Annotated in this window: 27 protein-coding genes and 1 pseudogene; 10 read left to right on the forward strand and 18 right to left on the reverse strand. The window is 55.0% G+C overall.

Annotated features, from left to right (window positions below; translation table 11 throughout):
• The first annotated feature begins 371 nt into the window (after window positions 1-371).
• From AC2CGP_RS17645 to AC2CGP_RS17670, 6 genes are all read left to right on the forward strand, one after another.
• A complete protein-coding gene (locus AC2CGP_RS17645) occupies window positions 372-686 on the forward strand; it encodes a BON domain-containing protein (protein ID WP_015370060.1) in 315 nt (104 codons plus the stop codon).
• A gap of 126 nt (window positions 687-812) precedes the next feature.
• Complete coding sequence (gene yqaB / locus AC2CGP_RS17650) at window positions 813-1,379, forward strand: fructose-1-phosphate/6-phosphogluconate phosphatase (RefSeq protein WP_020078121.1); 567 nt, start codon at window positions 813-815, stop codon at window positions 1,377-1,379.
• A complete protein-coding gene (locus AC2CGP_RS17655) occupies window positions 1,376-1,804 on the forward strand; it encodes a YqaA family protein (RefSeq protein WP_015370062.1) in 429 nt (142 codons plus the stop codon). Before yqaB ends, AC2CGP_RS17655 begins: the two co-directional genes overlap by 4 nt.
• Window positions 1,805-1,870: 66 nt before the next feature.
• Window positions 1,871-3,427, forward strand: coding sequence for a glutamate--cysteine ligase (gene gshA / locus AC2CGP_RS17660; protein ID WP_015370063.1), 1,557 nt, complete (start codon window positions 1,871-1,873; stop codon window positions 3,425-3,427).
• Between the two features lie 163 nt (window positions 3,428-3,590).
• Window positions 3,591-4,106, forward strand: a complete 516-nt coding sequence (luxS, locus tag AC2CGP_RS17665) for an S-ribosylhomocysteine lyase (protein ID WP_015370064.1) — start codon at window positions 3,591-3,593, stop codon at window positions 4,104-4,106.
• A 48-nt stretch (window positions 4,107-4,154) separates the two neighbouring features.
• The gene (locus tag AC2CGP_RS17670) at window positions 4,155-4,922 is read left to right on the forward strand and encodes an AraC family transcriptional regulator (protein ID WP_015370065.1); all 768 of its coding nucleotides are present in this window, start codon (window positions 4,155-4,157) and stop codon (window positions 4,920-4,922) included.
• On the opposite strand, the gene leuA is transcribed toward AC2CGP_RS17670, so the two are convergent.
• The 13 genes and pseudogenes from leuA to AC2CGP_RS17735 form a co-directional block, all read right to left on the reverse strand.
• Complete coding sequence (leuA, locus tag AC2CGP_RS17675) at window positions 4,919-6,577, reverse strand: 2-isopropylmalate synthase (RefSeq protein ID WP_032715676.1); 1,659 nt, start codon at window positions 6,575-6,577, stop codon at window positions 4,919-4,921. The two genes, AC2CGP_RS17670 and leuA, sit on opposite strands and share 4 nt — an antisense overlap.
• A gap of 136 nt (window positions 6,578-6,713) precedes the next feature.
• Window positions 6,714-8,252 carry a multidrug efflux MFS transporter permease subunit EmrB gene (gene emrB, locus AC2CGP_RS17680; RefSeq protein ID WP_020078123.1) on the reverse strand — a complete coding sequence of 513 codons (1,539 nt, stop codon included), beginning with the start codon at window positions 8,250-8,252 and terminating at the stop codon, window positions 6,714-6,716.
• A gap of 15 nt (window positions 8,253-8,267) precedes the next feature.
• Entirely contained in the window at window positions 8,268-9,440 is a 1,173-nt protein-coding gene (gene emrA / locus AC2CGP_RS17685; RefSeq protein WP_032715675.1) for a multidrug efflux MFS transporter periplasmic adaptor subunit EmrA, read from the reverse strand.
• A gap of 131 nt (window positions 9,441-9,571) precedes the next feature.
• Window positions 9,572-10,102 (reverse strand): transcriptional repressor MprA, encoded by a 531-nt coding sequence (gene mprA, locus AC2CGP_RS17690; protein ID WP_015370069.1) that lies wholly within the window; start codon window positions 10,100-10,102, stop codon window positions 9,572-9,574.
• Between the two features lie 63 nt (window positions 10,103-10,165).
• Window positions 10,166-10,318: pseudogene (locus AC2CGP_RS17695) on the reverse strand (hypothetical protein); the annotation flags it as partial.
• A 229-nt stretch (window positions 10,319-10,547) separates the two neighbouring features.
• Entirely contained in the window at window positions 10,548-11,543 is a 996-nt protein-coding gene (proX, locus tag AC2CGP_RS17700) for a glycine betaine/L-proline ABC transporter substrate-binding protein ProX (protein WP_015370071.1), read from the reverse strand.
• A 14-nt stretch (window positions 11,544-11,557) separates the two neighbouring features.
• Window positions 11,558-12,622, reverse strand: coding sequence for a glycine betaine/L-proline ABC transporter permease ProW (gene proW / locus AC2CGP_RS17705; RefSeq protein ID WP_015370072.1), 1,065 nt, complete (start codon window positions 12,620-12,622; stop codon window positions 11,558-11,560).
• Window positions 12,615-13,817, reverse strand: a complete 1,203-nt coding sequence (proV, locus tag AC2CGP_RS17710) for a glycine betaine/L-proline ABC transporter ATP-binding protein ProV (protein ID WP_015370073.1) — start codon at window positions 13,815-13,817, stop codon at window positions 12,615-12,617. The genes proW and proV overlap by 8 nt, the downstream gene beginning before the upstream one ends.
• Before the next feature lie 345 nt (window positions 13,818-14,162).
• On the reverse strand, window positions 14,163-15,125 hold the full coding sequence (nrdF, locus tag AC2CGP_RS17715; RefSeq protein WP_015370074.1) for a class 1b ribonucleoside-diphosphate reductase subunit beta: 963 nt from the start codon (window positions 15,123-15,125) through the stop codon (window positions 14,163-14,165).
• 10 nt (window positions 15,126-15,135) lie between these two features.
• On the reverse strand, window positions 15,136-17,280 hold the full coding sequence (nrdE, locus tag AC2CGP_RS17720) for a class 1b ribonucleoside-diphosphate reductase subunit alpha (RefSeq protein ID WP_015370075.1): 2,145 nt from the start codon (window positions 17,278-17,280) through the stop codon (window positions 15,136-15,138).
• On the reverse strand, window positions 17,253-17,663 hold the full coding sequence (nrdI, locus tag AC2CGP_RS17725; RefSeq protein WP_015370076.1) for a class Ib ribonucleoside-diphosphate reductase assembly flavoprotein NrdI: 411 nt from the start codon (window positions 17,661-17,663) through the stop codon (window positions 17,253-17,255). The genes nrdE and nrdI overlap by 28 nt, the downstream gene beginning before the upstream one ends.
• Window positions 17,660-17,905: a glutaredoxin-like protein NrdH gene (gene nrdH / locus AC2CGP_RS17730; RefSeq protein ID WP_015370077.1), complete on the reverse strand. Its 246-nt coding sequence runs from the start codon at window positions 17,903-17,905 to the stop codon at window positions 17,660-17,662. Before nrdH ends, nrdI begins: the two co-directional genes overlap by 4 nt.
• Window positions 17,906-18,088: 183 nt before the next feature.
• Complete coding sequence (locus tag AC2CGP_RS17735) at window positions 18,089-18,520, reverse strand: carboxymuconolactone decarboxylase family protein (RefSeq protein WP_015703232.1); 432 nt, start codon at window positions 18,518-18,520, stop codon at window positions 18,089-18,091.
• A gap of 90 nt (window positions 18,521-18,610) precedes the next feature.
• Between AC2CGP_RS17735 and pdxR the strand changes: the two genes are divergently transcribed.
• Window positions 18,611-19,969 carry a MocR-like pyridoxine biosynthesis transcription factor PdxR gene (gene pdxR / locus AC2CGP_RS17740; protein WP_475702460.1) on the forward strand — a complete coding sequence of 453 codons (1,359 nt, stop codon included), beginning with the start codon at window positions 18,611-18,613 and terminating at the stop codon, window positions 19,967-19,969.
• Between the two features lie 76 nt (window positions 19,970-20,045).
• Here pdxR and AC2CGP_RS17745 read toward each other — a convergent pair whose 3' ends face one another.
• Window positions 20,046-20,393, reverse strand: coding sequence for a DUF883 family protein (locus AC2CGP_RS17745; RefSeq protein WP_015370080.1), 348 nt, complete (start codon window positions 20,391-20,393; stop codon window positions 20,046-20,048).
• A 149-nt stretch (window positions 20,394-20,542) separates the two neighbouring features.
• Between AC2CGP_RS17745 and AC2CGP_RS17750 the strand changes: the two genes are divergently transcribed.
• The gene (locus AC2CGP_RS17750; RefSeq protein WP_015370081.1) at window positions 20,543-20,905 is read left to right on the forward strand and encodes a DUF2002 family protein; all 363 of its coding nucleotides are present in this window, start codon (window positions 20,543-20,545) and stop codon (window positions 20,903-20,905) included.
• Between the two features lie 64 nt (window positions 20,906-20,969).
• Here AC2CGP_RS17750 and alaE read toward each other — a convergent pair whose 3' ends face one another.
• Entirely contained in the window at window positions 20,970-21,419 is a 450-nt protein-coding gene (gene alaE, locus AC2CGP_RS17755) for an L-alanine exporter AlaE (RefSeq protein ID WP_015370082.1), read from the reverse strand.
• A gap of 715 nt (window positions 21,420-22,134) precedes the next feature.
• Between alaE and stpA the strand changes: the two genes are divergently transcribed.
• Complete coding sequence (stpA, locus tag AC2CGP_RS17760) at window positions 22,135-22,536, forward strand: DNA-binding protein StpA (RefSeq protein WP_032706443.1); 402 nt, start codon at window positions 22,135-22,137, stop codon at window positions 22,534-22,536.
• Window positions 22,537-22,578: 42 nt separating this feature from the next.
• Here stpA and AC2CGP_RS17765 read toward each other — a convergent pair whose 3' ends face one another.
• Entirely contained in the window at window positions 22,579-22,758 is a 180-nt protein-coding gene (locus tag AC2CGP_RS17765) for a hypothetical protein (RefSeq protein WP_015370085.1), read from the reverse strand.
• Window positions 22,759-22,966: 208 nt separating this feature from the next.
• On the opposite strand from AC2CGP_RS17765, the gene lpxO reads away from it, so the two are divergent.
• Window positions 22,967-23,869, forward strand: a complete 903-nt coding sequence (gene lpxO / locus AC2CGP_RS17770) for a lipid A hydroxylase LpxO (protein ID WP_015370087.1) — start codon at window positions 22,967-22,969, stop codon at window positions 23,867-23,869.
• Here lpxO and AC2CGP_RS17775 read toward each other — a convergent pair.
• Both AC2CGP_RS17775 and AC2CGP_RS17780 read right to left on the reverse strand, forming a co-directional pair.
• Window positions 23,866-24,387 carry a rhodanese-like domain-containing protein gene (locus AC2CGP_RS17775; RefSeq protein ID WP_475702461.1) on the reverse strand — a complete coding sequence of 174 codons (522 nt, stop codon included), beginning with the start codon at window positions 24,385-24,387 and terminating at the stop codon, window positions 23,866-23,868. The genes lpxO and AC2CGP_RS17775 overlap by 4 nt on opposite strands.
• A gap of 9 nt (window positions 24,388-24,396) precedes the next feature.
• Window positions 24,397-24,696: an ArsR/SmtB family transcription factor gene (locus AC2CGP_RS17780; protein ID WP_015370089.1), complete on the reverse strand. Its 300-nt coding sequence runs from the start codon at window positions 24,694-24,696 to the stop codon at window positions 24,397-24,399.
• Window positions 24,697-24,735 lie beyond the last annotated feature (39 nt).

Here is a 24,735-nt window from a genome sequence, read left to right on the forward strand (position 1 = left end):
CATCCGTAGCTCAGCTGGATAGAGTACTCGGCTACGAACCGAGCGGTCGGAGGTTCGAATCCTCCCGGATGCACCATATTCTCCTCAGTAACAGCAATCTCGATTGTTGCATGGTATGCGAAATTATCGCGAGTACCAGGGAGGATAACGTTGCGTCAGCAACGGCCCGTAGGGCGAGGCGCAGCCGAGTAATCCTCCCGGATGCACCATCTTCTCTTCAATAAAACTCTCCAATTTTCATCCCAGCAGTACGACGCATTTTATCTCCTCGATAATCAACACATTTCTTATTGGCAAGTCGCTCTTTCCACTATAATTTATCCCTGTAGATCTACCTGAACCGGGTGTGATGAATGCAAGGAGAGAAATCAATGAAATGGTTCAAAGCAATACCTGCCTTTTGCGCAACGCTTCTGGTCGCCGTATCTCTGGCAGGCTGTGCCGGATCGTCCACCAAAGAAAGCACCGGCGGTTATATTGACGATACCGTGGTAACTACCAAGGTAAAAAGCGCGCTGTTTAACGAAAAAGATATCAAATCCTCAGAAATTAGCGTGCAGACCTTTAAAGGCCGCGTACAGCTGAGCGGTTTCGTATCGTCGGCTGAGAGCGCTAAACGGGCGGTAGAGGTCACCCGTCGCGTGCAGGGCGTGCGCGTGGTTGAGAACGACCTGCGAATCAAATAATACCGTTTTCGCTATCCCGAGTTGATTAAGGCGCCTGCAGGCGCCTTTGCTGTCTCTGGCTCCCCCGCGACAAAACCCGCCTTTTGCGATACAGTAACGTTTCCTTATCCGGTTTGTGAGAACACGATGTACCAACGTTACGCAGGACTGATTTTCGATATGGATGGCACCATCCTCGATACCGAGCCGACGCATCGTAAGGCATGGCGTGAAGTACTGGGCCGTTACGGTATGCGTTTTGATGAGCAGGCCGTGGTCGCGCTCAACGGTTCTCCAACCTGGCGTATTGCCCAGGCGATTATCGAGCTGAATCAGGCTGATTTAGATCCGCATCGTCTGGCGCAGGAAAAGACCGTCGCCGTCAAAGCGATGCTGCTGGATAGCGTACGCCCGTTACCGCTGATAGAGGTGGTAAAAGAGTGGCATGGCCGTCGCCCGATGTCGGTCGGTACCGGTAGCGAAAGCGCTGTTGCCGAAGCGCTGCTGGCGCATCTTGGCCTGCGCCACTACTTCTCCGCGGTGGTGGCTGCCGATCACGTGGCGCAGCATAAGCCTGCGCCCGATACCTTCCTGCTGTGCGCGGAGCGCATGGGCGTCGCACCGGAAACCTGCGTGGTCTTCGAGGATGCCGACTTCGGTCTGGAGGCGGCGAAGCGCGCGGGTATGGATGCTGTGGATGTGCGTCTGTTGTGAGCGACGCGCTGTCGCTCCTGTCGCTTTTTGCCAGCAGCTTTTTAAGCGCCACTTTACTGCCCGGTAACTCAGAAGTGGTGCTGGTTGCTATGCTTCTTACGGGGGCAAGTCAACCGTGGATGCTGGTATTAATAGCAACAATCGGCAATAGCCTTGGAGGGGTAACTAACGTTATTCTGGGGCGCCTGTTTCCGCTGCGCAAGCAATCGCGCTGGCAGGAGAGGGCAACCGGCTGGCTTAAACGCTATGGCGCGGTGACATTATTATTGAGCTGGGCGCCTGTTATAGGCGATTTGCTGTGTTTACTAGCGGGATGGATGCGCATTTCCTGGGGACCAGTGCTCTTTTTTTTATGCCTTGGTAAGGCGTTGCGTTATATCGTCATAGCGGCGGCAACCCTTCAGGGCATGACGTGGTGGCACTAATTGGACTGATTGTTCAACCATTACAATTATGCTAATTCAAACGATTTCGACAGGCGGGAGGTCAAATTGATCCCGGATGTATCACAGGCGCTGGCCTGGCTGGAAAAAAATCCGCAGGCGCTGCAAGGCATTAAACGTGGGCTTGAGCGTGAAACGCTGCGCGTTAACGCCGACGGCACGCTGGCCACGACCGGCCATCCTTTAGCTTTAGGTTCGGCGCTGACCCATAAATGGATTACTACTGATTTTGCCGAAGCCCTGTTGGAGTTTATTACTCCAGTGGATGGCGATGTCGATCATATGCTGACTTTCCTGCGCGATGTGCATCGCTTCACCGCCCGCCAGCTCGGCGACGAGCGGATGTGGCCGCTGAGCATGCCGTGCTATATCGCGCCGGGTCAGGATATTGAACTGGCGCAATACGGCACCTCTAACGTTGGCCGGCTGAAAACGTTGTATCGCGAAGGGCTGAAAAACCGCTACGGCGCGCTGATGCAAACCATTTCTGGCGTGCACTATAACTTTTCGCTGCCGATGGCGTTCTGGCAGGCCAAGTGCGGCGTGGAAGATGCCGAAAGCGGCAAAGAGGCGATTTCCGCCGGTTATTTCCGCTCGATTCGTAACTACTACCGTTTCGGTTGGGTGATCCCGTACCTGTTCGGCGCGTCGCCAGCGATTTGCTCCTCGTTCCTGCAGGGTAAACCGACGACTCTGCCGTTTGAGAAGGCCGGAAACGGCATGTATTACCTGCCATACGCCACTTCTCTGCGTCTTAGCGACCTCGGTTATACCAATAAGTCGCAAAGCAATCTCGGAATTACGTTTAACGATCTGCACGAGTATGTGGCAGGATTGAAGCGGGCGATTAAAACGCCATCGGAAGAGTACGCTAAAATCGGTCTTGAGAAAGACGGCAAACATCTGCAGATCAACAGCAATATTCTGCAGATTGAAAACGAGCTGTACGCGCCGATTCGCCCGAAACGCGTGACCCGTAGCGGTGAAACGCCGTCCGATGCGCTGCTGCGCGGCGGCATCGAGTACATCGAAGTGCGTTCGCTGGATATCAACCCGTTCTCGCCGATCGGCGTGGATGAGCAGCAGGTGCGCTTCCTCGATCTGTTTATGGTCTGGTGCGTGCTGGCCGATGCGCCGGAGATGAGCAGCAGCGAACTGCTGTGTACCCGCACTAACTGGAACCGGGTGATTCTTGAGGGCCGTAAACCGGGCCTGACGTTGGGGATTGGCTGTGAAAGCGCGCAGTTCCCGCTGGCGCAGGTGGGTAAAGATCTGTTCCGTGATTTACGGCGCGTGGCGCAAACGCTGGACAGCATCCACGGCGGCGAGGCCTATCAACAAGTGTGCGATGAGCTGCTGGCGTGCTTTGACGATCCGGAATTAACGTTCTCAGCGCGCATTCTGCGTTCTATGATTGAAGAAGGGATTGGCGGTACCGGGCGTAAGCTGGCTGATGAGTATCGTACGATGCTGCGCGATGAACCGCTGGAAATTTTAAGCGAAGAAGATTTTATCGCCGAACGTGATGCGTCGGTCGCGCGACAGAAGAAAGTGGAAGCGGAAGATAGCGAGCCGTTCGAGGCACTTTTAGCACGACACGCGTAGTAAAAAGCGCTACAAAAGAAAAAGGCCACATCACTGTGGCCAAACTTTCATCTCTGATTCAGGGATGATGATGATAATAAATGCGCGTCTTTCATATACTCAGACTCGCTGTTGAACGAAGAGTTCATTTTATTTTAAAAAAAATCACTATCGGAGGTGAAGAATGCCGTTGTTAGATAGTTTCACAGTCGACCATACCCGAATGGAAGCGCCTGCGGTGCGCGTCGCGAAGAAAATGAACACGCCGCACGGCGATCAAATCACCGTTTTCGATCTGCGATTCTGCGTACCGAACCAGGAAGTGATGCCGGAGCGCGGTATTCATACACTGGAGCACCTGTTTGCTGGTTTCATGCGCGATCACCTGAACGGTAATGGCGTGGAAATTATCGACATTTCTCCGATGGGCTGCCGTACCGGTTTCTACATGAGCCTGATTGGTACGCCGGAAGAGCAACGCGTGGCCGATGCCTGGAAAGCGGCGATGGCTGACGTGCTGAAAGTCAAAGATCAGAATCAGATCCCTGAGCTGAATGTCTACCAGTGCGGAACCTACACCATGCACTCGCTGGAGGAAGCGCAGGATATCGCCCGCCACATCATTGAGCGTGATGTTCGCATCAACAGCAACGATGAACTGGCGCTGCCGAAAGAAAAACTGCAAGAACTGCACATCTAGTGCGCATGCGTCGGCCCGGCCATCGCGTCGGGCCGCTCTCCGCTTATCATGTCGACAACGCTCTCCTTTTCCTTCCAGCACCGCGCTCTGGTGCCATTTGCCCATGATTACGCCCACGGCGATAGCGAACCAATGCATTGCCACGACTGCGCTCAGTTATTGCATATTCTCAGCGGCGTGGTTCGGGTGGAAACGCCGGTCGGATTCTGGGTCGTGCCGCCGGGGCGCGGCGTCTGGCTACCGGCACATACGCCGCACGCGTTGCGCATAACCGGCAATGTGGCCGCACGGACGCTATTTATCGATCCGCTGGCCCGTGCCGATCTGCCCTCTACCTGCCAGATCGTGCAGATCTCACCGCTGCTGCGTGAGCTTATCGTCGCGTCGCTGGCGCTGGAAGAGCGCTATTTCCCCGGCACCCGCGATGAACGTATCTATGAGCTGATGCTGGATGAAATTCGCGGGATGTCGGTATTACCTTTCGGTTTGCCGGAACCGCATAGCGATAGCCTGCGTCGGTTATGCCAGCGGGTGCGCGAAGCGCCCGGTGAACCATGGGGCAGCCGTGAGGCGGCGCAAGCAGGCGGAATGAGCGAGCGTACGCTGAACCGCCATTTTCAACAGCAGACCAGTCTGACGTGGAGCGAATGGGTGCGCCGGGCGAAGCTGATGGAGGCGCTGGTTCGCCTGGCGCAGGGGCAGTCGGTACTACGGGTAGCGCTGGATCTGGGTTACGGCAGTCACAGCGCTTTTAGCGCCATGTTCCGCCGGGTAATGGGGACCGCGCCCAGCGACTATTTTCGCCCGTTGGATTAATCCCTGGCGTGAACGGCATTACACAACGCCTGTAACGACGCGCGGGCAACGTCATTATCAATGCCGACGCCCCATCGACTTTCGCCATTGGCAAAGACGCAGCGAATATAGGCAACGGAGCGGCTGTCGCTGCGCGCCCCGAGGGTATGCTCGTGGTAGTCCTTGATAACGAAATGACGTTTTAACAGCGCGCTCAGGCCGTTGGCGGCGGCGGATAACAAACCGTTACCACGTCCGTTCAAGCGGCGGGTTTCGCCATTCATCCGCAGCGCAGCCTGTAACGTCAGTTCGCCATCCTGCTGGCCGTCGCTCTGATAGTCGAGTAACGCCAGCGTCGGCTGCGCCAGCAGGCCGTAACGGCTGCGAAACAGCTGCCATAATGCGTTATGGGTCATTTCTTTACCATGGCTATCCGTTTCTTGCTGAACGTACTGGCTGAAGTCCTGCTGCAACGCCCGCGGCAGCTTAAGACCATGGTTCTGCTCAATCAGCCATGCGCTGCCGCTTTTACCTGACTGGCTGTTAACGCGGATCACCGCTTCATAGCTGCAGCCGATATCCTGTGGATCGATAGGTAAATACGGCATTTGCCAGCGATCTCCCGGTTTACGGGCATCAAACCCTTTTTTAATGGCATCCTGATGTGAACCCGAAAAGGCGGTGTAGGCCAGACTGCCTGCCCATGGATGACGCGGATGTACCGGGAGCTGGTTGCAGTTCTCGACGATCTCTACCACCCGATTCATCTGCGTAAAGCGCAACTGCGGATCCACGCCCTGGCTATAGAGATTCATCGCCAGCGTGACCAGACAGACGTTGCCGGTACGCTCGCCATTGCCGAACAGACAGCCTTCAACGCGATCGGCGCCGGCCATCACCGCCAGCTCGGCGCTGGCGACGCCGGTACCGCGATCGTTATGCGGATGCACGCTGATACACACATCCTGGCGGCGCGAGAAGTGGCGGCAAAAATATTCAATCCGATCGGCGTAGACGTTTGGCGTGTTGACTTCGACCGTTGCCGGGAGATTAATAATCATTGGCCGTTCGCCACAGGGCTGCCAGATTTCCGCCACCGCTTCGCAGATTTCAAGGGCGAATTCCGGCTCGGTAAAACAGAAGGTTTCCGGTGAATATTCATATTGCCAACGGGTGTCCGGCTGCTGTTCGCAATGCAGACGAATAAGCCGGGTGGCGCGGGTGGCGAGCTCGATCACTTCGGCCTTTTCCATGCCGAAAACTAGCTCGCGAAACAGCGGCGCGGTGGCATTGTAGAGATGGATGGTCGCCTGCCGGGCGCCGCGCAGCGCTTCAAAGGTTCGTGCTATGAGTTCTTCCCGCGCCTGAGTCAGCACCTGAATGGTGACATCTTCAGGGATGCGCTGCTCCTCAATCAGCTGGCGCACAAAGTTGAAATCGGTTTGCGAGGCGGAGGGGAAGGCGACCTCTATTTCTTTAAAACCGCACTCCAGCAACAGATCCCAGAACTGCAGCTTACGCGCGGCGTCCATTGGTTCGGCCAGCGCCTGGTTGCCGTCGCGCAAATCGGTGGAAAGCCAGCGCGGCGCGGTAGTGATTTGCCGCTCGGGCCAGCGGCGATCGGGCAGGGTGATAGGTGGATAAGGGCTGTATTTTTCGCAAGGATTGGTCAGCATGATGTTCTCCTGTAGTCGGAGCTTTATCCTGCATGACATAACCCATCGGCGGCTTTAGCGAAATGGACAGAAGCTAGCGCGAAATGGACAAGGTCCGGCAATAAAAAAGGGACCCGCAGATCCCTTTTGTTAATACTTAGTGTGCGCCCCCGCCACCGCCGCCGGCGCTGAACGGCGGCCTGGCGAACCACACCAGGCCTAGCAGAAGGATAAAGATCCCCGCCGAAACCCAGAAGATTTCGTTGGCGGAGATAATCAACCCCTGGTTGGTTATCTGCTGGGCAATCCAGCCGGAAGCCTGCTGCTGGGTCATTCCCATACCCTGTAATTGATCGTACATCTGCTGGGCGTTGGGGTTGAACGGCGTCACCGACTCGGTGAGCTGCGCATGGTGCAGCGCCTCGCGGTTGGTCCACATGGTGGTGGTAATTGAGGTACCGATGGAGCCGGCAAGGGTTCGGGTAAAGTTCGACAAGCTCGACGCCGCCGCCAGCCGCTCCGGCGGGAGGCCAGAGAGAGTGATGGTAGTCAGCGGCATGAAGAAACAGGCCACCGCAAAACCCTGGATAAACTGCGGCCAGGCCGATGCGCCGAAGTCCATTCCCGGTTCAAAGGTCCACGCGCGCCAGTAGAAGCACACCGCATACATAATAAAGCTGAAGGTCACCAGCCGCCGCATATCGAGCTTATGAGCAAAGCGGCCGATAATCGGCGACAGAATGACCGGGATCACTCCGACCGGCGCCGAAGCCAAACCGGCCCAGGTGGCGGTGTAGCCGTATACCTCCTGCAGAAGCTGCGGCAGCAATACAATGGCGCCGAAGTAGAGCATATAGGCCAGGCTGATACACAAACAGCCGATGGTAAAGTTACGCGACTTAAACAGCGACAGGTCGACTATCGGGTTATCGTCGGTCAGCTCCCAGACGATAAGGAAACTTATCGCCACCACCGCCACGATGGTCAGGATGATAATCTCGTTGGAAGCGAACCAGTCGAGCTCTTTACCGCGGTCGAGCATCACCTGCAGGCTACCGATCCCGATAATCAGCAACGCCAGCCCGACGCCGTCGATACGCCGCTGCTCGGTGCGGGTTTCACGGCCGCGCAGGGTCTGCAGCGTCATGAGAACCACCGCCACGCCAATCGGCACGTTGATGAAGAAGATCCAGCCCCAGTGGTAGTTATCGCTGATATAGCCGCCGAGAATCGGGCCGCAAATCGGCGCGACGATGACCGTCATCGACCACAGCGCCAGCGCGATTGAGCGTTTCGCTGGCGGGTAGTTGCTGAGCAGCAGACTCTGCGATAGCGGGATCAGCGGACCGGCGACGATCCCCTGAATCACGCGGAAGAAAATCAGCATCGTCAGGCTGTTCGACACCCCACAGGCCCAGGAGGCGATGGCGAATGCCACCGTCGACCAGACGAAGAGTTTCACTTCGCCGACGCGCTTAGCCAGCCAGCCGGTAATCGGGATGGAGATAGCGTTCGCCACCCCAAACGAGGTGATGACCCAGGTTCCCTGACTCAGCGACGAGCCAAGGTTACCGGCAATGGTCGGAATAGCCACGTTGGCGATAGTGGAGTCCAGCACCTGCATGAAAGTCGCCAGCGACAGCGCAATGGTCATGATGACCAGTTGCGCGCCTTCGAGCGGTTTTTGCTGTTGCATTACGCTCACCCCGAATTATCCGGCGTTGGCCTGGATGATACCGTCGATCAGTTTATTCACCGGCTCAAGGCCGATTTCACGGGCATTACTTTCATAGACCGGCGAGCTTCGTACCTGGCTTGCCAGCATCTCGCCTTCGCGATTGCTGGTGTCTACTTCAACCAGCGTCGACAGGCCGATGCGCAGCGGATGTTGCGCCAGCTGTTTAGCATCTATCTCGATACGAACCGGCAGACGCTGGACGACTTTGATCCAGTTACCGGTGGCGTTTTGCGCTGGCAGCAGGGAGAAGGCGCTGCCGGTACCCATATCCAGGCCGACCACTTTACCGGTGTACTTCACGTCATCGCCATAGATATCGCTGATGATGGTCGCCGGCTGGCCGATACGCATATGGGCGAGCTGGGTCTCTTTAAAGTTGGCGTCAACCCACAGGTTGGTGGCTGGAACCACCGCCATCAGCGGGGTAGTGGTACCGATCTGCGCGCCAGGCTGCACCGAGCGGCGAGAAACGTAGCCGCTAATCGGGCTGACGATTTGCGTACGCTGCAGCGCCAGCCAGGCGTTGCGGACTTCGGTCGCCGCCTGCAGCACCGCCGGCTGCTGTTCCAGTTTGGTGCCCAGTACGATTGCCTGATTGGCGTTGTACTGTTGAATGGCGACGTCGAGTTCGGCCTGCGCGCTGGCGACGGTGTCACGTGCGTGCTGCAGCTCTTCGCGGCCAATCAGGTTCGCGGCGCCCAGCGGGATACGACGATTAAGGTCTGCCTGCGCCTGGGCGAGGGCGGTTTTTTTGACGTCAATATTCGCCTGCAGCTGCTTGCTGTTGATCATCTGCTGGCGAGTCTGGCGCACGCTAGCCGCCAGCTGGGTTTTGGCTTTTTCAAACGCCTGCTGGGCGTCGGTCTGGTCGAGGGTGACCAGTGGATCGCCTTGTTGCACAAAGTCGGTGTTGTCGGCCCAGACCTTAGTCACGCTGCCGGAAACCTGCGCCATGATCTGTACCTGGTTCCCTGCCACATAAGCGTCATCGGTCTCTTCATAATGACGCAGGACTAAAAACCAATAAATGCCGTAGGCTACGGCCACAATAACAAAGAGCAAGGTCAGGAGCAGAAGGGCGCCTTTGCGTTTCCCTTTCTTGCTGCCTGATTGCTGCGGAGTTTGGCTCGCCGCATTTTCGCTCATCTGATTCTCCACAATTTTACATTCTTATTATTTCACATCGGCTGAGCCGACCTGTTTACCAGAAAGGCCAGCAGAAGATCTGCTGGCCTGACCGTGTTCCTTGCAACTCAAAATATTGTGCGGCTCCGTGCTTAGCGCAGGGATCCCGCCAGCGCGCCGTCTTCTTCCATTTGGTCGAGGCGGCCAAGCAGTTTACGGGTGATGTGCTCCAGCTGGTCTTTTTCCGCGGTGCTTAAAGAAGACCACAGCTGATGTAGACAGTTGTGCTGCGGAGGTAATACCTCGCGCAAGAATTGATGACCTTTGTCGGTCAGCTGCAGGTGCAGGCAGCGACGATCGTTGTCGCTTTCACGACGTTCGATCCAGCCGCGTTTTTCCAGTTCGTCGGCGATGCGGGTGGCATTAGTGCGTGACGAACCCAGCGCGCAGCTCAGCTCGGAAGGTTGAATGCTGTGATTTTCCTGAGACTCAAGCGTTATCAGCGCCATAAATAATGTCTCGTTAATCCCTTGCGCTTTCAGCATTTTGTTACGGTTTTCCAGCAGCTTACCCTGCATGTGCATACAGAGACGGGTGAGGAGAATCTCCTGGAAAGGGAAATCTTCATGGCGGCTGGCGCGGAATTTGAGCATCTGCTCAATGGGAGTAAACGAACTATCCATTTGGGTATAACCTCATTAATTACAGCCGATATAATAACTATTGTGACAAATAAAGCAAATGAATTATTGGTCACTATTAATACTTAAAATCTCCGGCGAGTCGCCGATTTTCCATGCCAAACCATAGGCTAAAGCGCTGAGTTGCGTAGGGATAATAATGCTGTTCGCCACCTGTAAGCTCAACCTGAACGCGACGAAACCTACCCGTGTTGGTAGTCACGGGGGCTGACGTCAGGGAGCAGGAGTTTCCATATTGGTGACTTATTGATAACGTTGGTGAAAATTACGCCTGGAAAGAGTTATTCACCTTAGCAGACGGCGTGATGGCTTCACAATCGCTAAAATGGGAAATCAGAAAATACGCATTTTTATGCATATTCGTTTCATGCTGGTACAGGGGAAGACAGTCCCCACGGCGATAAAACGCCGCGGGGAGAGGGAGAGATTACTTCTGCGCCGCCAGCGCTTCTTTCACCCAGCCATCGAACAACTGCTGGTGGGCTTTAATCCAACCATCAACGTGACCGTTGATGTCGGCTTCTGAAGCATGGCCGGCATGCATCATCGCGTTTTCGGCGTTGATATCGGCAATTGGCAGCTTCATCAGGCTAAACAGCTTCGCCGCCGCCGGGTTTTTCTCGGCCCAGGCTTTGTTGGCGACGATATGCATGGTGTTCACCGGGAAACCGTAGTTGACGCCGTTCGGCAGCTTGGTGTCGATATCCTTTTGTTCTCCCGGCAGGGAGGAGAACGGCACCTGCAGCCAGACCACATCTTTACCCGGTTTCAGCACGTCGCTGACCCAGTACGGCGTCCAGGTGTAATAAAGAATCGGTTTCCCTTCTTTATAACGGGCGATGGTATCGGCCATCATCGCCGCATAGTTACCCTGGTTATGGACCACTTTATTGTTCAGCCCATAGGCATCAATCTGATGGTTGATGACCGCTTCGCAGCCCCAGCCGGGGGTACAGCCGGTGAGATCGGCTTTGCCATCGCCGTTGGTATCAAACAGTTTGGCGATCTTAGGATCTTTCAACTGGTCGATGGATTTAATGTGGTACTGCTCGGCGGTTTTCTTGTCGATCAGATAGCCCTGCGCCGCGCCGGTGACGAAGGTTCCTTCACGGTAGAATTTTTTATCGCCGCCCGCCGCCGCGTACATATCATCGTGCAGCGGTTGCCAGTTGGTGGCAATAAAGGTGGCATCGCCAGAGGCGATGGAGGTGTAGGCGACGTTATAGTCGACCTCGCTCGGCTTTTCGACGTTATAGCCCAGTTTTTCCAGCGCGCGACTGACCAGCAGCGTCTGGAAGGTTTCTTCGGAAATAGTACTCTGCGCCGGTTTCACGGTGATGCCTTTACCCGGCAGCTCGGCAGCAAACGCGCTGGTCGTGACGAGGGCGGTAAACGCTGTGGCAAGGAGAGTTGTATGTCGCATCGTTATTCCTTCTCTTATTTACAGAAAGGGCGGGTAATCAGCCCCAGAGGTCCGGTGGTGTACCAGCGGCGGTTACCGCGGCTACGGGAATCGCGGCCGACGGCCTGCGTCAGGCGGTCAAGGATAATCGCGAGGATAACGATCCCGACACCGCCGACGCTCGCCAGCCCCATATCCAGTCGGCCAATACCGCGCAGCACCATTTGACCGAGGCCGCCGACGGCGATCATCGAGGCAATAACGACCATCGACAGGGCCAGCATCAGCGTCTGGTTGACGCCAGCCATGATGGTCGGCATCGCCAGCGGCAGCTGGACTTTGAACAGCAGCTGGCGCGGGCTGGCGCCGAAGGAGCGTGAAGCCTCAATGAGGTCTGCCGGCACCTGGTTAATCCCAAGGATCGTCAGGCGGACAATTGGCGGCAGGGCGAAGATAATGGTCACCACCACGCCCGGAACGTTGCCGATACCGAACAGCATGACGATCGGTACCAGGTAGACGAACGCCGGCGTGGTCTGCATCGCATCGAGTAACGGGCGGATGATTTTCGCCGCCCGCGGGCTACGCGCCAGCCAGATCCCCAGCGGCAGGCCGATTATCATGCAGAACAGCAGCGCGGTCAGCACCAGCGCCAGGGTGACCATCGCCTGCGACCATGCGCCGATAGCGCCGATGGCTACCAGCGAGATCAGGGTGGCGATACCCATGCCGACGCTGGAGATCTGCCAGGCGATCAGCGCGAAGAGAATAATCGCCACCGGCGCCGGCATCCCCAGCAACAGTTGCTGGAAGGCGCTGAGAATATAATCCACCGGCACGCGGATCCCCTGGAACAGGGGACGGAAGTGCAGCACGATCCAGTCGATGGCGTGGGTAACCCAGCTATCGAGCGGGATCAGCGTTTTATGGAACGGATCCATAATATTGAAATGTTCTGGCTGCGGCGCAGGCGCGCTGTTAAGCCAGTCGGCGCCGCCGCCGTCAGCGGGCGCCGGTGTTGGGTTGCCCCAGGCGTCGGCAGACTGCGCCGCGTTATCCGCTGGCGCTGCGGTATCCCATGGGTTTGATTGATCAGCCATTGTTTGCCCCCTCGCGATCTAAAGCCTGTAGCAGCATGCGTTTTGAAATAATGCCGAGATACTGGTGTCCTTCATCCACCACCGGGACGGCGCACGGCGCCTGGCCAACGTGGGAGAGCAGGTCGCTGAGCGGCGTTTGTGCCTCCACCGCCTGCGGGGAGTCAATTAACGCCGCATCGAGCCCCTGATTTTCGCTCAGCGCGCTTTTCAGAGAGTCGATGGAGACAATGCCGACAAACTTATTACCGCGTTCAATGACGTAGCCATATTCACGGTCTTCATCCTGCAATAATTTCAGCGCCGAACGCGGGCCGAAACCGGGAGTTTTACGAATCAGGCCAACCGGGCTACGGCGGGCAATATCTTTAGCGCTAAATACCTGGCTAATATCGACGCCGCGGAAGAAAGTACGAACGTAGTCATTCGCCGGGTTATTCAGAATTTCGTCTGGCGTGCCAATTTGCACCACTTCGCCATTTTGCATAATGGCAATACGATCGCCAATACGCATAGCTTCATCAAGGTCGTGGGAAATAAAGACAATGGTACGTTGATGCTTTGCCTGTAATTTGGTGAGCTCATCCTGCATTTCAGTACGAATTAACGGATCAAGCGCTGAGAAGGCCTCATCCATGAGCAGAATATCGGGGTTGATCGCTAATGCGCGGGCTAAGCCGACGCGCTGGCGCATCCCGCCGGAAAGTTCGTCGGGATAGGCGTGGGCGTAATTCTCCAGCCCCACCTGACGTAGCGCATCCAGCGCTTTCTGCTGGCGCTCTTCGGCGGAAACGCCGGCCAGTTCCATACCGAACGCGGTGTTATTCAACACGTTCATATGCGGCATCAGGGCGAATGACTGGAAAACCATCGCAATCTTTTTCCTGCGCACCTCGCGAAGCTCGGCATCTGAGATTTTGGCGATATCGACGCCGTCAATCAGCACCTGTCCGCGGGTGGGTTCAATCAGGCGATTGAGAAGGCGAACCATGGTGGATTTTCCTGAACCGGAAAGTCCCATGATGACGAATATCTCGCCTTCTTCAATGGCCAGACTGGCGTCTTTAACGCCAAGCGATAGCCCCGTTTTTTCCAGTATTTGCTCTTTGGTAAGTCCTTTTTCAATATATTTGAACGCGCGTTGCGGGTGCTCGCCAAATATCTTATAGAGATTCTTGATTTCTAATTTAATTGCCATGCAATAAATGATTTCCTGTCTTTAATTATATCGATATCGTACCTGGTGAAGATTATTACCTTTTTACACCCTAACATACTGAGATTCTGTGACAACCCTCGATGTGAATAGCTAGCCAAAATCTGAATAGGGATCTCTGGCTGAATTGCCCGTGATATAAGGGCTGAGCCATCATATACGGCTGGTGATATTTTTTGATTATGCATGAATAATGAATGGGAAAATTGGTGTAAATGAAGGAAATATGACACGAAAATGGCCAGAGGGTTATTTGTGTGATAATAGGAAATAATGTGAAATAGATCACTGGAGAATGTATCGATATATTCCCCAGCGATCGCGAGATTAAAAGTCCCAATCGTCGTCGGCGGTCGCTTCAGTTTTACCCATGACGTAAGAAGAACCGGAACCGGAGAAAAAGTCGTGGTTTTCATCGGCGTTTGGCGACAGCGCCGCAAGAATTGCCGGGTTCACGGCGGCCATTTCCGCCGGGAATAGCGCCTCATAGCCAAGGTTCATCAATGCTTTATTGGCGTTGTAACAGAGGAACGCGTTGACGTCGTCAAGCCACGGGCTGTCGGCATACAGTTCGCGGGTATAAGCCAGTTCGTTATCGTATAGATCCATCAGCAGATCAAAGGCGAAATTTTTCAACTCCTCACGCTTCGCGGCGCTGACGATTTCCAGCCCTTTTTGATATTTATAGCCAATATAGTAACCGTGCACCGCTTCGTCGCGAATAATCAGGCGGATTAAATCGGCGGTATTGGTCAGCTTGCCGCGGCTGGAAAAATGCATCGGCAACCAGAACCCCGAATAGAAGAGGAAAGATTCGAGGAACACGCTGGCGATTTTTTTCTTCAGCGGCTCATCGGCCTGGTAGTAATTGAGCATCAACTGCGCTTTGCGCTGTAGCGGAGCGTTCTCCTCGCTCCAGGCGTAGGCGGCATCGACATCTTTGCTCTGGCACAGGGTCGAGAATATCGAACTATAGGAGCGGGCATGCACCGCCTCCATAAAGCTAATGTTCGACAGCACCGCCTCTTCATGTGGAGTGAGAGCGTCGGTCATCAACGCCGGGGCGCCGACGGTATTCTGGATGGTGTCGAGCAGCGTCAGCCCGGTAAAGACGCGGATGGTCAACTGCTGCTCCTGAGCCGTCAGGGTCTGCCAGTGCGGAATGTCGTTGGACAGCGGCACTTTCTCCGGCAACCAGAAATTACTGGTCAGCCGGTTCCACACTTCGAGGTCTTTATCATCCTCGATTTTATTCCAGTTAATGGCGCTGATGCGCGATAAATGGGTCATCCTGTTCTCCTTACAGCGCGCAGGACACGCAGCCTTCGATTTCGGTACCTTCCAGCGCCAGCTGGCGCAGGCGAATGTAATACAGCGTCTTGATACCTTTCTTCCACGCGTAAATTTGCGCTTTGTTGATATCGCGCGTGGTGGCGGTATCCGGGAAGAACAGCGTCAGTGACAGCCCCTGATCGACATGTCGCGTGGCTTCGGCATAGGTATCGATAATTTTTTGCGGGCCAATTTCCCAGGCATCCTGATACAGCGCCAGATTGTCGTTAGTCATAAACGGCGCCGGATAGTACACGCGGCCGGTTTTACCTTCTTTACGGATCTCGATTTTCGCCACAATCGGATGAATGCTGGAGGTGGCATGATTGATGTAAGAGATCGAACCGGTCGGCGGGATCGCCTGCAAATTGCGGTTATAAATGCCGTAGCGCATCACGTCGTCGCGTAGCTGGCGCCACATCTCACGATCGGGCAGGGTAATCCCCGCACGGGCGAACAGTTCGCGCACCGTGGCGGTTTTCGGCTGCCAGTCACCCTGCAAATACTGCTGGAAATAGTCGCCGCTGGCGTAACGCGACTGCTCAAACCCGGCAAAACGCACGCCACGCTCGCGCGCCATTGCCATAGAGGTGCGCAGGGCGTGCCAGGTGACGGTGTAGAAATAGAGATTAGTGAAGTCCAGCCCCTCCGGGCTGCCGTAGGCGATCCCCTCGCGGGCCAGATAGCCGTGCAAGTTCATCTGGCCAAGGCCGATGGCGTGCGATGCGGCATTACCCGCCGCCACCGATGGCACCGAGCGGATATCGCTCATATCGGAGACCGCCGTCAGGCCGCGAACCGCTACTTCGACGGTGCGGGCGAAGTCCGGCGAATCCATAGCGTGGGCGATATTCAGCGAGCCGAGATTGCAGGAAATGTCCTCGCCAACGGTAGCGTAATCGAGATTTTCGTCAAAGGTGGAGGCGCTATTGACCTGCAGGATCTCCGAGCAGAGGTTGCTCATATTAATGCGCCCGGCGATCGGATTGGCGCGGTTCACCGTATCCTCGAACATGATGTACGGATAGCCGGATTCAAACTGAATTTCCGCCAGCCGCTGGAACAGATCGCGGGCGCGGATCCAGCGTTTACGAACGCGGTCGTCGGCCACCAGTTGCGCATACATCTCGCTGACGGCGATATCGCCAAAGGCTTTGCCGTACAGTCGCTCAACGTCATAGGGCGAGAACAGCGCCATCTGCGCGTCTTCTTTCGCCAGCTGGAAGGTGATATCCGGAATGACTACCCCCAGCGACAGGGTTTTAATGCGGATCTTCTCATCCGCGTTTTCCCGCTTGGTATCGAGGAAGCGCAAAATATCGGGGTGATGGGCGTGAAGGTAAACCGCGCCGGCTCCCTGACGCGCTCCCAGCTGGTTGGCGTATGAGAAGGCGTCTTCCAGCATTTTCATCACCGGTACCACCCCGGAGGATTGGTTTTCGATACGTTTAATCGGCGCGCCCGCTTCGCGCAGGTTGGAGAGCAGGAACGCCACGCCGCCGCCGCGTTTTGACAGCTGCAGGGCGGAGTTCACCGCCCGACCGATCGACTCCATATTATCTTCGATACGCAGCAGGAAGCAGGAGACCAGCTCGCCGCGCTGCTGTTTACCGGCGTTGAGGAAGGTCGGCGTCGCTGGCTGAAAGCGCCCGGCGAGGATCTCATCGGCCAGCTGTCGCGCCAGGGTTTCATCACCCTGGGCCAGGGTTAGCGCCACCATGCAGGCGCGGTCGGCGAAATGCTCCAGGTAGCGTTTGCCGTCGAAAGTGCGTAAGGCATAGCTGGTGTAGAACTTCCACGCGCCGAGGAAAGTACGGAAGCGAAAACCGTGTTGATGCGCGTGGGCGAAGAGGGCCAATACGAAACGTCGCTCATAGCGGGCCAGCACTGCCGGATCGTAATAACCTTCGTCGCTCAGCCATTGCAGTTTCTCCTCCAGCCCGGCGAACGGTACGCTGTTGGGACGCACGTGATTATGGATAAATGCTTCGACCGCCTGTTGGTCCTTTTCCAGGGGAATACGGCCGTTGCTGTCGTATAAATTCAGCATCGCATTGAGGGCGTGGAAATCAGACGCCCCGGCGGTTACACGTTCTGCGGTTGTCGTTGCCAAAATTCGCTTACTCCTTTACGCACGTTGTCGACATCTTGCTGGGTACCCATCAGCTCAAAACGATACAGATACGGCACGCCGCATTTCTGCGCGATGACCTCTCCCGCCCGGCCATAGGCCTCGCCGAAGTTACGGTTACCGGCGGCGATCACGCCGCGAATCAGCCGGCGATTATGCGGATCGTTTAAAAAGCGGATCGCCTGACGCGGCACGGCGCCTGCCGTCCCGCCGCCGCCGTAGCTGGGGACGATGAGAATATAGGGTTCGTCTACCTGAATTCGCTCACGCTCGTTGAGCGGGATGCGCACGGCAGGCAGCGCCAGACGCTGCACAAAGCGATGCGTATTTTCCGAGCTGCTGGAGAAGTAGACGATGAGGCTCATAGGCTGGCCGTAGCCGCGGCGGGACGCAGGCGATTAATCATATCGGGGCGGAAGCCGGACCAGCGGGTTTCCCCGGCCATCACCACCGGTAATTGCTGGAATCCCTGCTCGCGCAGCATGTCGATGGCTTCAGGGTGTTGGTCGATGTTGACCATATCGAAGGCGAAACCGCGGCTCTCCATCGCGCGTTTGGTGGCATGGCATTGCACGCAGTCATTTCGAGTGTAAATAATAATGCGCATGATTCGTATTTCCATTTAAGATAACAAGACGGCGTAAAAAATCGTGCCGAACGTTATGGGCTTACTGTTCAGGAAATACTAGATGTAGTTATTTAAAACTTCAACCACGCAATATATAGAGTTTTTCGATAAGTTATCCCCCACCGACTAGCCTGGCGGGGGAGGGAAGTCGATACCCGAAAATTACATCCGCATCGCGACCGCAAGTCGGTTGAAGGCGTTCATCAGGCTGATGGCGAAGGTTAAATCGCTAATCTGGCGGGGGGTAAAATGCTCTTCTAAAGGCAGGTACACCTCATCTTCAGCGTGGCTGGCTGCGATATCAGTAACCGATTCCGCCCATGCCAGGGCCGCGCGTTCCGCGGCGCTGAAGTGGGCGCTTACGCGCCAGCCTGCCAGCGCATCCAGCTTGTCCTGGGCAACGCCGGCTTTGCGTAACGCTTTGCTATGCATCTCAAGGCAAAAAGCGCAGCCGTTAATTTGCGACACCCGCAAATAGACCAGCTCCACCATCGTGCTGCCCAATTCGCTTTTTTCCAGCGCTATGCTGGCCTGAACCAACCCCTTATAGATTTCCGGGCTCAGTTCGCTGTACGGCTGACGTAATGTGGTCATCTTGCAGTTCTCCTCTCTAAGACCCGGGCAAAATAGCACTATAATGGACTGCATAAGATAGCCATATTGTGATGAAAAAAGCAGACCATAATGGAAGCCAAAAAAGTGCCGCACTACCAGCGTATCGCCCGACAGCTGAAATCAGCGATTGAGAATGGCGAGCTGGCCCCGGGAAGCCGCCTGCCCGCGAGCCGGGTTTATGCGCAGGAGCTTGGCGTGTCGCGGGCGACGATTGAAAATGCCTGGGGCGAGCTGGTGGCCCAGGGTTGGCTGGAGCGCCGCGGCCAGGCGGGTACCTTTGTCAGCGAGCGCCTAAGCCCGCGGCAGGTCACGGCTCAGCGCCCGACGGTAGGCCAGGGATCCTCCGCGCCGCAGCCTTTTCAAATGGGGCTACCGGCACTGGATCTTTTCCCGCGCGGGGTGTGGGCGCGGGTGATGGGGCGGCGGCTACGGACGCAATCGCGCTTCGACCTCGCGCCCGGCGATCCCTGCGGCGAACCGGTTCTCCGTCAGGCGATTGTCGACTATTTACGTCTGTCGCGCAGCATCGAGTGCCAGCCGGAGCAGGTTGTGATTAGCGGCAACTATGCGGCCTCAATGGCGCTAATTTTGCGTACCCTCGCGCAACCGGGGCAGCATATGTGGATGGAGGATCCGGGATATCCGTTCATTCGGCCGGTGGTTAGCGCGGCGGGGGTCAATATCGATCCGGTACCGATTGACCAACAGGGAATGGATATCGACTGGGCGCAGGCACACTTTCCGCAGGCGCGCTTTGCGCTGTTGACTCCAGCGCATCAAAGCCCGCTCGGCGTGGCCCTATCGCTGGAGAGGCGCCGCCAGGTACTGCAGTGGGCGGCGCAGCGAGATAGCTGGATTATTGAAGATGATTACGACAGTGAATTTCGCTATCAGGGGAAACCGCTACCGCCGCTGAAAAGCCTCGATGCGCCACAGCGGGTACTGTACGCCGGGTCATTTAGTAAATCGATGTTTCCCGCGCTGCGCGTCGCGTGGCTGGTGGTACCGCTGCCGTTGGCGGCGCGGTTTCGCCGTCAGGCTGAATTGAGCCACTGTAATGTACCGACCTTATGGCAGCAGACGTTGGCGGACTTCATCAATGAGGGGCATTTCTGGCGCCATCTGAAAAAAATGCGCGCCAGCTACGCGTTGCGCAGGCAGTGGCTGGAGTCGGCGCTGCAGGAGCAGGGTTTTCAGGTGGTACCGCAGTCCGGCGGGATCCAACTGGTGATGGCGGTGAAGGGAGACGATCGCGAGCAGGCCCGGCGCTGCCAACGAGCCGGGCTGGCGGTGCAGGCGTTGAGCGATTGGCGCATGCTTAGCCGCGGTGAGGGCGGGCTATTGATGAGTTTTACGAATATAACGTCGGCGGTGATGGCGCGTGAAGTGGTAGGCGAATTAAAGCAAGCGCTGGCCAGCGGGGAATAACAAAAAACCCTGCGTACCATTGGGACGCAGGGTCAGACGCGTATTTGTTATCTTCACATGTAGTCTATCAATACTATTATCGACGCAAATTAAGCAAAACGCCAATAAATACCCCAACGGCGGCGGCCGCGCCAACGCTCTGCCAGGGTTTATCGCGCACGTAGCTGTCGGCGCAGCCGGCGGCATCCCGGGCGCGTTCAACGGTATCATAGGCCGCCTGGCGCAGGCGGGTATTGCCGTTCAGGCGGGCACGCGTCTCTTTCAGCAGCGACTGCGCTTTTTTGCGCGCATTCTCAGCTTCATCTTTCGCATCGCTGCCCCATGATTTCAGCACTTCTTCCAGCGTATCCGCTAATTGGCTGACTTCGTTATGAATATCCTCGGCGCTTTCATCAATGTCGTTGCGGTTCACACGGTTAGCCATTGGTTTCTCCCTTTGTTCCATTCGAGTTATTAAGTGTAGGACATGATTTTGCATTATGCTTTTGCGGGAGTTTATGGAATTTTCTGAAAGCGCTGCTATTCGTGAATAAGGTAAGGTAAATGTGCGGTAAAAGATAACGAGGAATCAGTATGTATTTAAGACCCGATGAGGTGGCGCGTGTTCTTGAAAAAGCCGGCTTCACCATGGATGTTGTGACGCAAAAAGCGTATGGATATCGCCGTGGCGATAATTATGTTTATGTGAACCGCGAAGCGCGCATGGGGCGTACCGCTTTAGTTATTCATCCGGCGCTCAAAGAGCGCAGTAATTCACTGGCTGAACCTGCCAGCGAGATTAAAACTTGCGACCATTATGAACAGTTTCCGCTCTATTTGGCGGGGGATGCGCAGCAGCATTACGGCATTCCCCACGGTTTTAGTTCGCGGATGGCGCTTGAGCGTTTTCTGAATGGGCTGTTTGGCGAAGCTCAGCCGCAGATGTCTCACGGCTAAATAGTCAAATGCGGGTTGGTTGAAAGCGGGCGACTGGCAGCGGCCAGTCGCTGAATGATAAGGATCAGGCTTTAGCTTGCTGATAAGGGCTGACGCGGAACAGGCGACGGCAGAAGTCGAGAAAGTAGCCGTACACTGCGCCCATCATCATTGATACCAGAATGTTTGAACTGACCGCGGCGGCAATTTGATGCCAGTCTGCGCCTACCGACAGTAGAATCAATACATACACCGGTGACTGGAAAGTCACATATGCGACGACGTCAGCAATGTTTTTCATCCATCCCGAGGTGCTGATTCGGCGCGCCTGGCGCATGGCGAAGTCGCGATAGAAGCCATAAGGCACCGCAATAATAATGTTGACCGGGATCGCGACCAGGCGTGAAGATAACGACTGCTCAAAGGTCATTCCGGAGAGGAAAATTTCGATCATCATATTGACAACGGTGCAGTAGACCACCATTGCAAAGGTGTCTGCTACCGCATGACGCAAGCGGGATTGAGCAGAGAACATCGGTATGCTCCTCGAAAAATGAAGTCAATAACGCCGAAAAGTGCGCATGTTGTAGCGGTTTTAGGCTGCCTGTTTTGATGTGTGTAGAGTATATCTCTGTGTAGTAAGTGGCAACTAGCTATAAATATTTATTTATCGCCTTTTTGTCGATAAAACACTCTGTGAACTGGCGTTTTGCTCAGCTTGCGCTACTTTTGTTCCTTTTTTTGATTATGTTGTTTAATATCAAATAGATATGATTTTGTTTTGTAAGGTGACGAGTAAGCATGACAGGGGAAGGGAGGTTGATAAGGCGGGCGCCTGATTACGTTATGTGATGCTGGTCACTATTGGCGTTATTTACTGTATGAATACCTTTTATCAGCATTTGCTGCTGTATGTAAATAATGGGTTTTATTCTGATTATGTGAATTTAAATTCATTACCACAAAGCTATTGGCATTCCCCACGGCGGGCGAAGATTTTATAACTCACTGAAGTGGCTATAAATATAACATTATGAATATTATCATGTCGCACTATGCATTATTCATCTGCGCTAGACTGTATTTATGTTCTATTTCGCTATTACCCGCCAATAAATTTCAGCGCGTTCATAGGTGTAATCCTGTACATATTTATTTGAATAAGCTAAGGCTGGAAATAAATATACATATCTATTAAACTGACCGGGTAATTCTTGTTTTATTTTTTCGATTTGGGATTTTTGATCTTTATGTCTTTTATGTTACAAAAACTGAATAATATTCGCTCACTGCGTGCTATGGCGCGTGAATTCTCCACTGACGTGCTTGAAGAGATGCTGGAAAAGCTCAGGATCGTCACTGAAGAAAAACGCGCTGAGCAGCAGAAGACGCAACAGCAGCAGGCAGAATATCAGGAGAAAATTAATACCTGGCTGGAATTAATGGTTGCTGATGGTATTTCACCTGATGAATTAGTGCTGCATGAAATGGCCCCGGCGAAGAGCAGTAAAAAGCGTAAGCCGCGTCCCGCTAAATATCGTTATACCGACCATACCGGCGCAGAAAAAACCTGGACCGGGCAGGGACGTATGCCGAAGCCGATCGCTTTAGCCGTCGCGCAAGGGAAATCGCTTGAGAGCTTCCTGATTTAAATCGAGCGTAGGTTAAAACGGTGGGATTCCCCACCGTTTTACTTAGCAGACGCCGAAATCGCCTTCTTCGGTATAAGGCGTAACATCAACCGCTTTCAGAGTAAACTTTTCACCCTGCTCGTTACTTGCCTGAACGACGACCAGACTATCGCCATTCACTTCCACTACCTTCAATTTTGGCCCGCCGACGCGCGGTTGTACCAGATCGCCTGTTGCAAACATGGTGTTTCTCCTGTGCATTGGTCACAACTAAGAACCTAAACGATAGCTCAACGACGCTGACGGATTCAATGATCGTGCTGTTTTTTGTTAAAACAATGTGGGGGTGGATGTATTATCTTTGTTAATGGTTTTAACGGCGCTGCGGTGAAGGCAACTAACGCTGCCAGCGAGGAATGATTAAAAACAGAACATGGTCAGATAAGCGAATATGAAGTATATCATTTTACTTATTATTATAATTGCTGTGCTCTACGTCCATTATCGCGGAAAGGTTCGCTATCGTTTCTGGCGACAGCTTTCCGATCATTCAACTTTTACCGCGCCCCTTAATGGCTTTATGTACCTTTTTTCTCGCGTGCCAAATACGCCGTATCTACGCCCGGAGACTTTTCCAGAGTTGGCGATATTACAAAAGAACTGGTTGGTTATTCGTGAAGAGGGGATTAACCTGCAGCGTCTGGAGCAAATAAAAGCGGCGGAAAAATATAATGATGCCGGATTTAACTCATTCTTTAAAACCGGCTGGAAACGTTTTTACCTGAAATGGTATGAAGACGCGCATCCCTCCGCCAGCCAGCTATGTCCAAAAACGACCGAGCTGCTGCGTGGGATTCCTTCGGTTAAAGCGGCAATGTTCGCCACGCTACCCGATGGTAGCCGTTTGCCTCGCCACCGCGATCCTTACGCCGGGTCGCTGCGTTTTCATCTCGGGCTGGCGACGCCGAATGACGACCGCTGTTTTATTGAAGTGGACGGCGAACGCTACAGCTGGCGCGATGGTGAAGGCGTGCTGTTTGACGAAACCTATATTCACTATGCGGAAAATACCAGCGGTGAGAATCGGCTGATTCTTTTTTGCGATATCGAACGGCCCATGCGTTACCGCTGGGCGCAGAAGGTGAACCACTGGCTGGGGCGAAATTTAATGAGCGCCGCCGCCGCGCCGAACGACGTCGGCGACCGCACCGGCGGAATTAATCGCAGCTTCCGTTACATTTATCAAATCCGCATTATTGGCAAGCGATTGAAAAAATGGAATAAAACGGTTTATTACATCGTCAAATGGCTGCTCTTCGGCGGCATCGCCCTACTCATCTGGCAGGCGTTTTAACGCCGGTTCCACGGCATGACCGCCAGCAGGCGCGCCATGCCGCAGAAACCGGTGAGACCAGCGAAAGTGAGCCCCGCGCCAACGAAACCACTCAGCAAGAAAAAGCCGCTGTTGACGGCGTAGCCCAGCACTACGCCCAGCAAAATCAGCGCGCCTGCGGCGATTTGCACCTGGCGCATTAGCGGCAGCGGCTGGGATTTATCTTCGACTATCGGCAACCCCGCTGCCCGCCACGCCTGAATACCGCCAGCCAGCAGCTTAACCTGCGCGGGCGCGGCGGCGGCGGCCAGAAAACTGGCGTTATTTTGCGTGCGCGAGCCGGCCTGGCAGTGAAAAATGATGGTGTCGCCCGGCTGCGCATTGAGCGCCGCGCCGTGAGTTAATTGTTCTAATGGCAGCAGTGTCGCCGCCGGAATATGCTCGCGGGCGTATTCGTCGGCAGCGCGGATATCAATTAACCGCGCCCCCTGGGCGATAAGCGCCAGGGCTTCGTTGGCTGAAACGGTAGCGATAATCATAAGGACTCCTTACGGGCAGTAAATGGTCTTCAGCGTAGCGATGACCTGCTGAACGGCGGGATGGGTAATGAAATAGCGCAGGCGCTGCGCATCGCGCTCGCAGTCGATTAGCCCTTCATCACGCATTCGTGCGAGGTGCTGAGAGGTGGCGGAAGGGCTCAGGCCGGTGATTTGCGCCAGCTCGCCTGCGGTTGTACGCGGGGCTTCGCAGAGCATGCACAGAATCAGTAATCGGTGGGGATTGCTCATCGCCTTCAGCAGGACAGCGGCTTCCCCGGCGCTGGCCTGCAGTTGTTGTGCTGTGGTCATTTTATTTTAGTATTTGCTAAATTTAGATTATTCTAAAAT

The sequence above is a fragment of the Klebsiella sp. SYXHC3 genome, from assembly GCF_057196925.1.

Coding starts and splice junctions, on each gene's coding strand:
- AC2CGP_RS17645 (WP_015370060.1), top strand. CDS start 372: ATGAAATGGTTCAAAGCAATACCTGCCTTTTGCGCAACGCTTCTGGTC.
- yqaB (WP_020078121.1), top strand. CDS start 813: ATGTACCAACGTTACGCAGGACTGATTTTCGATATGGATGGCACCATC.
- luxS (WP_015370064.1), top strand. CDS start 3,591: ATGCCGTTGTTAGATAGTTTCACAGTCGACCATACCCGAATGGAAGCG.
- AC2CGP_RS17670 (WP_015370065.1), top strand. CDS start 4,155: ATGTCGACAACGCTCTCCTTTTCCTTCCAGCACCGCGCTCTGGTGCCA.
- leuA (WP_032715676.1), bottom strand. CDS start 6,577: ATGCTGACCAATCCTTGCGAAAAATACAGCCCTTATCCACCTATCACC.
- emrB (WP_020078123.1), bottom strand. CDS start 8,252: ATGCAACAGCAAAAACCGCTCGAAGGCGCGCAACTGGTCATCATGACC.
- emrA (WP_032715675.1), bottom strand. CDS start 9,440: ATGAGCGAAAATGCGGCGAGCCAAACTCCGCAGCAATCAGGCAGCAAG.
- mprA (WP_015370069.1), bottom strand. CDS start 10,102: ATGGATAGTTCGTTTACTCCCATTGAGCAGATGCTCAAATTCCGCGCC.
- proX (WP_015370071.1), bottom strand. CDS start 11,543: ATGCGACATACAACTCTCCTTGCCACAGCGTTTACCGCCCTCGTCACG.
- proW (WP_015370072.1), bottom strand. CDS start 12,622: ATGGCTGATCAATCAAACCCATGGGATACCGCAGCGCCAGCGGATAAC.
- proV (WP_015370073.1), bottom strand. CDS start 13,817: ATGGCAATTAAATTAGAAATCAAGAATCTCTATAAGATATTTGGCGAG.
- nrdF (WP_015370074.1), bottom strand. CDS start 15,125: ATGACCCATTTATCGCGCATCAGCGCCATTAACTGGAATAAAATCGAG.
- nrdI (WP_015370076.1), bottom strand. CDS start 17,663: ATGAGCCTCATCGTCTACTTCTCCAGCAGCTCGGAAAATACGCATCGC.
- nrdH (WP_015370077.1), bottom strand. CDS start 17,905: ATGCGCATTATTATTTACACTCGAAATGACTGCGTGCAATGCCATGCC.
- AC2CGP_RS17735 (WP_015703232.1), bottom strand. CDS start 18,520: ATGACCACATTACGTCAGCCGTACAGCGAACTGAGCCCGGAAATCTAT.
- pdxR (WP_475702460.1), top strand. CDS start 18,611: ATGGAAGCCAAAAAAGTGCCGCACTACCAGCGTATCGCCCGACAGCTG.
- AC2CGP_RS17745 (WP_015370080.1), bottom strand. CDS start 20,393: ATGGCTAACCGTGTGAACCGCAACGACATTGATGAAAGCGCCGAGGAT.
- AC2CGP_RS17750 (WP_015370081.1), top strand. CDS start 20,543: ATGTATTTAAGACCCGATGAGGTGGCGCGTGTTCTTGAAAAAGCCGGC.
- alaE (WP_015370082.1), bottom strand. CDS start 21,419: ATGTTCTCTGCTCAATCCCGCTTGCGTCATGCGGTAGCAGACACCTTT.
- stpA (WP_032706443.1), top strand. CDS start 22,135: ATGTCTTTTATGTTACAAAAACTGAATAATATTCGCTCACTGCGTGCT.
- AC2CGP_RS17765 (WP_015370085.1), bottom strand. CDS start 22,758: ATGTTTGCAACAGGCGATCTGGTACAACCGCGCGTCGGCGGGCCAAAA.
- lpxO (WP_015370087.1), top strand. CDS start 22,967: ATGAAGTATATCATTTTACTTATTATTATAATTGCTGTGCTCTACGTC.
- AC2CGP_RS17775 (WP_475702461.1), bottom strand. CDS start 24,387: ATGATTATCGCTACCGTTTCAGCCAACGAAGCCCTGGCGCTTATCGCC.
- AC2CGP_RS17780 (WP_015370089.1), bottom strand. CDS start 24,696: ATGACCACAGCACAACAACTGCAGGCCAGCGCCGGGGAAGCCGCTGTC.